Annotated in this window: 2 protein-coding genes and 1 pseudogene; all 3 read right to left on the bottom strand. The window is 72.3% G+C overall.

What is annotated here, in order from left to right:
* Window positions 1-645: fimbrial assembly protein (locus tag QOL99_RS16495; protein WP_285525416.1), on the bottom strand; the 645-nt coding region annotated here is incomplete at its 3' end.
* Complete coding sequence (gene pilM, locus QOL99_RS16490; RefSeq protein ID WP_285525414.1) at window positions 638-1813, bottom strand: type IV pilus assembly protein PilM; 1176 nt, start codon at window positions 1811-1813, stop codon at window positions 638-640. The genes QOL99_RS16495 and pilM, both read right to left, overlap by 8 nt.
* A 251-nt stretch (window positions 1814-2064) precedes the next feature.
* Window positions 2065-2330, bottom strand: a pseudogene (locus QOL99_RS16485) (hypothetical protein); the annotation flags it as partial.

The raw sequence follows: 2330 nt of genomic DNA, 5'->3' as shown, positions 1-2330 counted from the left end.
CTCCGGGGCCGGGCCAGCCGCCGCGCCGTCCGGGGTCGCCGCCGCATCCTCGCCGACCAGCCCCACCGAGGCGGCGAAGGTGTAGAGCCCCGACTCGCCCTCGCGCTGCACGCTGCGGAAGTTGACCGCGAAGCCGGGGCTGTTCTCGAAGGCGTTCAGGAAGTTCACGACCGACTGCTGGCTGCGGGCCGTGCCCGAGAGGTCGAACTCGCGGACCACGTTCTTGCCCGCGTACACGCCGGTCTGCTGCAACCCCCCCAGCGCGGCGGCGTCCATCGGCTTGACGTTCATGGAGGTCAGCGCCACGCCGCCCCCGCTGGGAAGCTGCGCGGAAAAGGCCGCGAGGTCGTTGGTCCAGTAGCTCTTGCCGTCGCGCAACTGGCCAGCCACCGCCGTCACGCCCTCCAGGGTGCGCTGCTCGGCGACCAGGCCGTCGTGTTCGGTCTTGGCCTCCTGAAGCGCCGCGATCTCGCCCTGCAACTGGGCCTGTTCGTCCCGCAGCTCGGCCAGGCGGCCCCCCACGCGGGCCTCGCCCAGCGCGATCAGCAGCAGCGAGGCGCCCAGCACCCCGGCGGCGGCGTACTTCCAGCCGCCTGGCCCGGTCGAGCGGCGCCCCTCCTGCGGAAGAAGGTTGATCTCAACCATGCGGCACCCCCCTCAGGGCGAGGCCCAGCGGCACCGTGAACTCGGCGGCGTGCTGCTGAAGGTAACCGGGGTCGGCCCCCGCCGCACTGGTGTCCACCGTCAGCCAGGGATTGGCGACCTCGACCCGGAAGCCCAGCGCGTCGCTGATCGCGCCCTCCAGCCCGCGCAGCTTGGCCCCGCCGCCCGCGACGAAGGTCCGGTCGATCACCACGTCGCCCGACTGCACCCGGTAGAACTCCAGCGAGCGCCGCACCTCGGTCACCAGGTCGGCCAGCACGGGCCGCACCACCTCGAAGATGCGGGCGGGGCTGTACTGCTCGCGGGCGAGGTCGAAGTTCAGCAGGTCCTCCTCCGCCTCGGTCGGGGTCGACGCCATCGCGTAACCCAGCTTGATCTCCTCGGCGGCGCCGAAGTCGAGGTCGAAGGCCTTTTGCAGGGCGGTGGTGAAGTCGTCGGCGGCCACCGCGATGTTGCGGGCCATCAGGATGCGGTCGCCGCGCACCAGGCTGATCACGCTGCTGCTCGCGCCGATCTCCAGCACCAGCGCGACCTCGCTGTGCTCGGTGTAGTTCTTGCCCGCCAGCGTCGCCCTGTTCAGGTGCTCGCCCAGCAGGTTGCCGCGCAGCGCCCGCAGGGTGGCGAAGCTCTTGAGGTCCACCACCACGGGTTCGAGGCCCGCGAGCCGCAGCACCTCGGCCTGCCGGGCGACCGCCTCGCTGGGCGCCGCCGCGACCACGGCTTCCATCTGGCCGTCTTCCGGGATCTGCGAGGGGTCGTCGAGCAGGTCGTAGTCGAGGTTGACCTCGTCGATGGGATAGGGGATATAGCGCTCGGCCTCCCACTTGATCGCCTCGTCGAGGTCCTTGCGCTCCATGCGCGGCACCATGATGTTGCGCGTGACCGCCGACTGGTTGGGCACGGCGGTGACGGCGTGGCGGGCGGTGATCCCGTGCGCCGAGAGCAGGCCGCGCAGTTCGGTCGCCACCGCCTGCGGATCGGCCACCAGCCCGTCGCGCATGCTGCCGATAGGCGTCGGGGTCATGACCGCGTGGTGCAGGGCGGGCGGAGCACCGGGCCGCAGCGCCACCACCTTGATGGCGCTGGTGCCGATCTCCACGCCGATGGCCGCCGGGCGCGGTCGGGTGAGGCGTTGTAGCAGGCTTGACATTCTCCCTCCAGGGACGGGGCGGATTTAAGACTTCTCACTGAAACCGGACCGGGGAGGCTTTCCCCACCCCGCAGCGTGGTGCCGGGGCAAACAGCAGCGTCGGTCGATATCGCCGCCCATGCAACCACCCCCCCCGTCACCGAACTCTGACAGCCGGGCAATCGGCGCTGGCACGCTGTTCCCCACCCCACCCCCCGGACCATGAAGACGCGCCCCGCCGGGAGGGGCAGGGCGCGGGGGGCCGGGGCGCCTCAGCGGCGGACCGGTTCCAGCCCCGTGCCGAAGACCCGCACCGCCCCACCGGGCGCGACCGTCACCACGTCCGCCCCGACCAGTCCGACCCGCCCCGGCCCGTGCGGCACGCTGGCGAGGACCCGCCCGGAGGCGTCCAATCGCTGCAGCGCCTCGCCGGTCAGCCGGAAGCGGTCCACCCGCGTGACGGCGGTGGGCAGCGTGAAGGTGGCGGCCCCGCCCGGCGTGGCGGCCAGGAAGGGCAGCGGGCTTGTTTCCACCACCG

The sequence above is a fragment of the Deinococcus rhizophilus genome, from assembly GCF_030271215.1.
Classification (GTDB): Bacteria; Deinococcota; Deinococci; order Deinococcales; family Deinococcaceae; genus Deinococcus; species Deinococcus rhizophilus.
This window is presented reverse-complemented; position numbering and strand designations above follow the sequence as displayed.